The organism is Balnearium lithotrophicum (assembly GCF_900182585.1).
Lineage (GTDB): Bacteria > Aquificota > Aquificia > Desulfurobacteriales > Desulfurobacteriaceae > Balnearium > Balnearium lithotrophicum.
In genome coordinates, this window is the sequence record NZ_FXTM01000036.1 from 1 (window position 1) to 6,685 (window position 6,685).

The following is a 6,685-nucleotide window of genomic DNA, read 5'->3' on the forward strand; positions in this document are numbered from 1 at the left end:
GCCTCATCAAGGTCTTGGTTATAAGACTCCAGTAGAGAAGTTTGAGGAATATATTAAAAAACACCAGGGTGTCCACCATGTATTGAACGAGAACAATAACTTGACACTGGGAAGTTGAGAATCTATATTTTCTTTAGTCACTTCTGCGGGAGTGGCGGAACCGGCAGACGCGCCGTCTTGAGGGGGCGGTGCCCTTACGGGCGTGCGGGTTCAAATCCCGCCTCCCGCACCACTTAATTCTCAACTCCCTTAACAAGTTTCTTCAGCTTTTCTGCCTGCTCTTTGGTTCCAATAATTATGAGTGAATCCCCCTCCAAAACCATCGTCGTTGATGTAGGATTTAAAATGAACGAACCATCCTCCCTCTGTATTCCAATAACAATAACTCCCGTTCTTTTGGGAATATCCAAATCCTTTAGGAGTTTCCCATGAAACGGTGAGCCCTTAGGGACTTTTATCTCCTCAAGTCTTAAATCAATCTCTCCGTGGTGAGTAACAATATCGAGGAAGCTTACTACACTTGGTCTTATTGCAAGTGAGGCCATTCTAAGGCCACCAATTATGTTGGGAAGAATCACTTCAGTAGCCCCGGCCCTCTTTAACTTTAAAACGTTTTCCTCTCTGTTAGCTCTCGTTACAATTCTTATTCTTGGATTAAGGTTCTTGGCCGAAAGCGTAATAAACAGATTATCGGCATCGTTAGCAGTGGCAACTATCATATTGGCAGCCGACTTCACACCAGCCTTTACAAGGACATCGTCTTCGGTTGCATCACCGTGTATGTATATTATGTTTGGATACTTTTCCTTGGCTTCCTCTATTCTCTCTTCATCCTTTTCGATGACAACGAAAGGAACCTTTTCCTTCCAGAGCTCCTTAACGGCTGCCTGACCGGTTCTTCCAAGTCCACACACGATTGTGTGATTTCTCAGCTTCGATACCATCTTTTCCATCCTCTTGACTGTAAAGATTTTCCTCAGTTCACCTTCAAAAATCATCGTTGCTACTGTAGATGCTCCATAGGCAAAGACAACGAAGGCTACTACTATAATGAGCATTGTAAAAACTCTTCCAGTAGGAGAAAGAGGGTGAATTTCACCGTAACCTACAGTAGAGATTGTGATTATGACGTGCCAAAGGCTGTCTAACCAGGACCAGCCCTCTATTAGTTTTATTCCAACAGTGGAAACTAAAACTAAGCCAATGAGTATGGAGGTTATTAAGATGAACTTTCCTACAGGTTCTTTAGTATTTATTCCTGATTTGAAATGGTGGTGTATCATTACCGTCCTAAATAAGTCATAAAGTATTTAATTATTATTCTAACCGAATTTAGGAGAAACATTGAAATTTAAATTCTTCTTCGTAGGTAAGATTCCCAGTAAGGCCAACTACAAAAAAATTTCCCACAGAAGAGTAAATGGAGAAATGAAGCCGTTTATAGTAAACAATCCTGCTGTTTTAAAGGCTCAGAGAGAGGCCTTATGGCAACTCCATATCCAAAAGCTTTTCTACGGGCTGGAAAAGTTTCCTATAGAGAAACCAGTTAAGGTTTCTTTAGTCTTTTTCCTATCTGGAAGGGTAAAACAGAGGGATATAGACAATGCAGAGAAGTTCGTTGGTGACATTCTTGAAAAGGGAGGAGTTTTAAAGAGGGATTCACTCATATACAGGAAGGAGAATGTAGAAAAGAGAATAGGAATTAAGGGGTTTGATGAAGTGGTTTACATAGAAATCGAAGAGTTGAAGGAAGAGGAGAGGATTGACCATGAAAAGGGGAAACCTAACTTTCCAGAGGAGTTTTACCAGTTTTTAAAGAAAATGAATATGGAGCTCCCAAATGAAGGTTGAAATAGAAATTAAAGTTCCTCTCGAGTCCGAACTTGAGGGTGAACTGAGGAAATTGGGAATTGAAAGTTACGAAATTGTTAGAAAGTCCATAGATGCAAGGAAAAAACCTATTTTCGTTTACAGAATTGTTACCGATTTAGAGGAGAAGAGAGCCAAAGAATTGATAGAGAAAGGGGTGGCAAGGGAGTACAAACCTGTTCCTGAACTGGTAATACCTGAGGTTCCTAAAAAAAAGAGGATTTTGGTTGTTGGAACTGGTCCTGCAGGGCTTTTTTCTGCCCTTATACTTTCAAAGGCAGGCCTTGAGGTTGTGGTTGTTGAGAGGGGAAAACCTGTTGAGGAGAGAATTTTAGACGTAAATAGGTTCTGGAAAAGGAGAAAGTTGGACGAGAACTCAAACGTCCAGTTTGGGGAGGGCGGAGCAGGAACCTTTTCCGACGGGAAGCTTACAACGAGAGTAAAGGACAAAAAGAAGTACTTTGTCTTTAAAACACTGGTGGAGTGTGGAGCTCCAGAGGAGATTCTCTACCAGAGTAAGCCACATGTAGGAACCGATAAACTGAGGAAAGTAATACCCAACTTTAGAGAGAAGTTAAAAAGGTTAGGGGTCGAGTTTAGGTTCTCTCACCTTTTAACGAGGATTTATAAGGAGGAACGTAGGGTAAGTTCCGTGAAAATTAAGGACCTCATTACTGGTAAGGAGAAGGAGGAGTTCTTCGATTACATTTTTTTAGCACTTGGGAACAGTGCAAGGGATACCTTTAAAATGTTAAAGGGTGCAGGAATAGAGCTCTCTGCAAAACCCTTTGCCGTTGGTTTGAGGGTAATTCACAGGCAGAGAACGATAAACAGAATCCAGTACGGTAGAAGGTGGTTCAAACATCCAAAACTTCCTCCTGCAGAGTACTCCTTTACCTACAAGGGGAAGGATAGGAACGTCTATACGTTTTGCATGTGTCCCGGAGGATACGTTATATGTGCATCCTCTGAAAAGCATACTGTTGTCTGCAACGGCATGAGCAACCATAAAAGGGACAGTGGATATGCAAACAGTGCCGTTGTTGTTCAACTCTTTCCTGAGGACTTTGAGAACGACCCGTTTAAGGCGATTGAGTTCCAAAGGAACCTTGAAAGGGCAGCTTTTGTTTTAGGGGGGAGCAACTATGCTATGCCTGCTCAGAGGGTCTGGGACTTTATAAACGGCCAGAGTTCCACAGAGCTAATAGAGGGAGGTTTCATCCCAGAGATAAAGAGCGCAAGGTTGGACAGGCTCCTTCCTGAGGAGATTTCAAGACCGATAAAGGAGGCCTTCCTTCACTGGTACGAGAAGGTCTCTTTCTTTGTTCCAACAAATGCAACCCTCGTTGGAGTTGAAACGAGAACTTCCTCTCCCGTAAGAATTTTGAGAAACGGCAATTACACATCAGTTTCTGCAGAAAACCTCTATCCTATTGGTGAGGGAGCTGGATACGCAGGAGGAATAACAAGCTCTGCGATAGATGGAATAAACGGAGCTCTCTCCCTTTTAGAAAAACTCAGTCTAAAAACAGAGGTTTAGTCCTCTTAATTGATGAGTAAAGTGAAGAGAGAATGAATATTAGAGCGAGAGAGCTCATAACAAATTCAGGGATAGGTTTAAAGAGCTCCACGAGCATCATAATTCCAAGAGCTCCTATTCCCCAGTGGGCTCCGTGCTCCAAGTATGGAAACTGGCTCAACTTACCAGATTCAACAAAGTAAAGCGTTAGGGAACGGAGTATAAAGGCACCAACAGAGAGACCTACAGTGATGATAACTAAGTTCTGGCTAACTGCAAATGCTCCGACGGTTCCGTCCAAGGAACAGGAGGCGTCAAGGAGCTCTAAATAGATGAAGGCTCCAATTCCGGCATCCAAGTTTTTCTTTTCCTTAAAGTAGTCTAAAGCCCCCTTAACGTAGTGAACCAACTCAAAGAGTAAAATTCCAACAATCATTGAGAGGATAATGTTTGAGTCCTTTTTAAACATTCCTATTAGAAAAACGGCAGATAACCCTACTATTAATCTAATTTCTCCCCATTTTGCAAGTTTAACTGCCCCCTCCTCGAAGAATCTTATCCAGTGGAGCTCCTTTGTTGAGTCAAAGAGCCACTTTAAGAAAACCATTAGGAGGAAGGAGCCTCCAAATGCGAGAATTAAAGGTTCTGATGACTCCAGATGGTGAGCGTAAACCTCTGGTTCTGCAAGAGCTATTTCAACGACCTTTTCAACTGAGAGGCCGGATGTAACCGAAACTATTAAAACCGGAAACAGGAACCTCATTCCAAAAACTGCAACAACCATTCCCCAAGTTAAAAATCTTTTTCTCCAAACTCTCGTTAAACCTGTAAGAATAACTGCATTCATTACTGCATTGTCAAAGGAGAGGGAGATTTCCAATAGGGAGAGGGTTGTTCCCTCAAAAACTCCCTTTATTCCCATGTAGAGAAACTCTAAAACCCAGCTGACAAGGAGAATTACTAAGAACTCCGCTATGAGCCTCTTCAAGTTCAATCAGTTTACCTCCAGAAGAGAAAAGAGTTTATCTACAACCTTTTTCGGAGGTATATTAAAACATCTCTGCTCCTTACACCTTGTCTTTCCGTGTAGTGAACACGGGGAGCAGGGAAGGTTGAGAGTAATGGAAATTCCCTCGTCAGGATAAGGGGCAAATCCAAATGCAGGATGTGTGGGTCCAAAGATTGAAACGACGGGAACCTTAAGAGCTCTAGCCATATGAACAACTGCAGAGTCGTTTGAAATGACCCCCTTGGTTAGCGAAATTAGGGCTAAACTTTCACTTAAAGTTAGCTTTCCGCAAAAGTTCAGAGCCCCTTCCCTTTCAAGCTCCTTTCCTAAATTCTCTTCTTCCTTTCCACCAACTACAACCGGATGAAATCCCTTTCTTTTTACCTCCCTTATAACCTCCTTAAATTTTTTTAGTGGATACCTCTTTGTTTCCCACCTCGCTCCCGGTGAAAGTGCAATTAGATTCTCAGGAAGCTTTTTTTTAAACTCCTTCCGCACTTTTAAATTTGGATAGAGAACAGGACGGGGATTCTCCACCTCGATACCTGCCTTTTTGAGGGCTGTTGCATAGAGTTCAGGAACGTACAGCCACTTTGATTTAAAAGGTTTGAATAATACCATTAGTCTTCTTAAAAAACTCTTCTTTTCGTAAACGTAGGTTTTAAATGGAAGGAACCTCCTCAGGAGTTTTGTCCTTAGGACATCGTGAAGGTCTATTCCAAACTCGTAGTTTTGGAGCTCCTCAGCCAAACTCCTAATCTGGGAAATGGACTTCAAACTTTCCCTATCAACCTCTAAAACCCTGTCAACAAACGGTTGATTTCTTAAAATCTCTCCAAAGGGCTTAAAGGTCAGAAAATCGACAGAAAATCCCATCTCCTTTAGTGGAGAGAGAACAGACGTTGTCAGGATAACATCTCCTAAGGAGGAAAACCTAACTACTAAAGCTCTCATTCATCCACAGGCTCAAACTTGTCCTTAGAAGCCCCACAAACAGGACATACCCACTCGTCAGGTATTGCCTCAAAGGGAGTTCCCGGAGGAATATTGTTATCAGGGTCACCCTCATCGACGTTGTATATGTAACCGCAAACCGTACATCTCCACAGTTTGTGCCTTATTTCCATTTTCTTCCTCCATTCTAAGGGATTAACTTTAAATTATAAATTTTTGAGGTAGATATGAAGGGAAAGGAAATAGTAAGACCAAAAACTGTTGTTTTAAAGCCTAAGGCACCAATCAGGAGGTACGACGTATTTGCAGAGTACAATAGGATAAAGGCAGTCAAGGAGTTTGGCTTCACTGACGACGAAGCAAAGGCCTACGGTTTAGCAGTTGCAAAGGTTGTTGCTGCAAGGAAGTTCTTCGGCCACAGAATTAAGTATAGAGGAGCTACAAGGGCCTACTTAGAGGGAAGGACGACAGAGAAGTGGTGGAGGAAACTCGCAACGCCTTCGGAATTTGACGAGAAAATTATCCAAAGAATGGGAGAGGACTTCTACTACAAGGTCTTTAGACCAACGTTAGAGAGGCTGTACGAGGAAGGGAAGGACTACATGGAAATAAGGGACTCTGTTAGAGAGGAGTGGAATAAACTTCTGGAGGAAAAATAGTGGCATCCGTTATTGGCTATTTAGAGATGGAAATCCAGATTCCCCACGCCCACTCACTCAAGGAGAAGAGGGGAACGGTTAAGCGGATTGTTGAGAGGTTAAAGGGGAAGTTCAACGTATCCGTCAGTGAAATAGGGGAACAGGACAAATGGCAGAGGAGTGTTATTGCTGTTGTTACCGTTGGAACGAGCAAAAAGGTTGTTGATTCAACGTTAGAAAAGAGCGTAGAGTTTGTTGAATCCCTCTATCCCGGTTTTCTAATTAACTATCACAAGGAAATCTTTTAAATTTCTGTTGTTTGTTGTTGAAGTTCAGAAAGAAGGTGGACACCCTAAAATAAGATTTGAACTCCAACAAAAGGAGGTGTCCACCAATGAAACAATTAAAGAAATTCAAAGGAACATCCCTGCACATATCAAATACACCCTTCAAAAAAACAATCAAAAGAGGAACGAAAATAAAAACAAAACTCGACCTAACAAAAGACCCAAACGTGAGAAAAAGACTTAAATGGATTCAACATTACGAAAAACACCAAAATGCAAGACTAACCTGCAGATACTTCGGAATAAGTCCAACTACCTTCTACAAATGGAAAAATAGATACAAAAAGTACGGTTTAGAAGGCCTCAAAGACAGAAACAAAAGACCCCACAGAGTAAGACAACCTCAGAT

At 42.0% G+C, this 6,685-nt stretch carries 9 protein-coding genes, 1 tRNA gene and 1 pseudogene; 7 read left to right on the forward strand and 4 right to left on the reverse strand.

The annotated features are described in order from the left end of the window. A pseudogene (locus FN732_RS09770) lies at nucleotides 1–118 on the forward strand (IS481 family transposase); the annotation flags it as partial. A gap of 27 nt (nucleotides 119–145) precedes the next feature. Next, nucleotides 146–232: transfer RNA gene (locus FN732_RS09185), tRNA-Leu, on the forward strand. Between the two features lies 1 nt (nucleotide 233). Here the strand turns inward: FN732_RS09185 and FN732_RS09190 are convergent. Beyond that, a complete protein-coding gene (locus FN732_RS09190) occupies nucleotides 234–1,283 on the reverse strand; it encodes a potassium channel family protein (protein ID WP_142936245.1) in 1,050 nt (349 codons plus the stop codon). Between the two features lie 61 nt (nucleotides 1,284–1,344). Here FN732_RS09190 and FN732_RS09195 point away from each other — a divergent pair, with 61 nt between their 5' ends. Together FN732_RS09195 and FN732_RS09200 are read left to right on the forward strand one after the other, a co-directional pair. After that, a complete protein-coding gene (locus tag FN732_RS09195) occupies nucleotides 1,345–1,851 on the forward strand; it encodes a RusA family crossover junction endodeoxyribonuclease (RefSeq protein WP_142936246.1) in 507 nt (168 codons plus the stop codon). Further along, nucleotides 1,841–3,409 (forward strand): NAD(P)/FAD-dependent oxidoreductase, encoded by a 1,569-nt coding sequence (locus tag FN732_RS09200; RefSeq protein WP_142936247.1) that lies wholly within the window; start codon nucleotides 1,841–1,843, stop codon nucleotides 3,407–3,409. The genes FN732_RS09195 and FN732_RS09200 overlap by 11 nt, the downstream gene beginning before the upstream one ends. On the opposite strand, the gene FN732_RS09205 is transcribed toward FN732_RS09200, so the two are convergent. The 3 genes from FN732_RS09205 to rd are packed head-to-tail and all read right to left on the reverse strand — an operon-like array spanning nucleotide 3,387 to nucleotide 5,524. Next, a complete protein-coding gene (locus FN732_RS09205; RefSeq protein WP_142936248.1) occupies nucleotides 3,387–4,382 on the reverse strand; it encodes a DUF475 domain-containing protein in 996 nt (331 codons plus the stop codon). The two genes, FN732_RS09200 and FN732_RS09205, sit on opposite strands and share 23 nt — an antisense overlap. Next, nucleotides 4,383–5,351 carry a glycosyltransferase family 9 protein gene (locus FN732_RS09210; protein WP_142936249.1) on the reverse strand — a complete coding sequence of 323 codons (969 nt, stop codon included), beginning with the start codon at nucleotides 5,349–5,351 and terminating at the stop codon, nucleotides 4,383–4,385. Beyond that, nucleotides 5,348–5,524: a rubredoxin gene (gene rd, locus FN732_RS09215; RefSeq protein WP_142936250.1), complete on the reverse strand. Its 177-nt coding sequence runs from the start codon at nucleotides 5,522–5,524 to the stop codon at nucleotides 5,348–5,350. Before rd ends, FN732_RS09210 begins: the two co-directional genes overlap by 4 nt. A gap of 54 nt (nucleotides 5,525–5,578) precedes the next feature. On the opposite strand from rd, the gene FN732_RS09220 reads away from it, so the two are divergent. The 3 genes from FN732_RS09220 to FN732_RS09230 all read left to right on the forward strand — a co-directional run. Then, nucleotides 5,579–6,010: a hypothetical protein gene (locus FN732_RS09220; protein ID WP_142936251.1), complete on the forward strand. Its 432-nt coding sequence runs from the start codon at nucleotides 5,579–5,581 to the stop codon at nucleotides 6,008–6,010. Further along, a complete protein-coding gene (locus FN732_RS09225; RefSeq protein WP_142936252.1) occupies nucleotides 6,010–6,297 on the forward strand; it encodes a DUF503 domain-containing protein in 288 nt (95 codons plus the stop codon). The genes FN732_RS09220 and FN732_RS09225 overlap by 1 nt, the downstream gene beginning before the upstream one ends. Before the next feature lie 86 nt (nucleotides 6,298–6,383). After that, nucleotides 6,384–6,685 (forward strand): helix-turn-helix domain-containing protein (locus FN732_RS09230; RefSeq protein WP_142933554.1); only part of this gene is annotated, 302 nt, incomplete at its 3' end.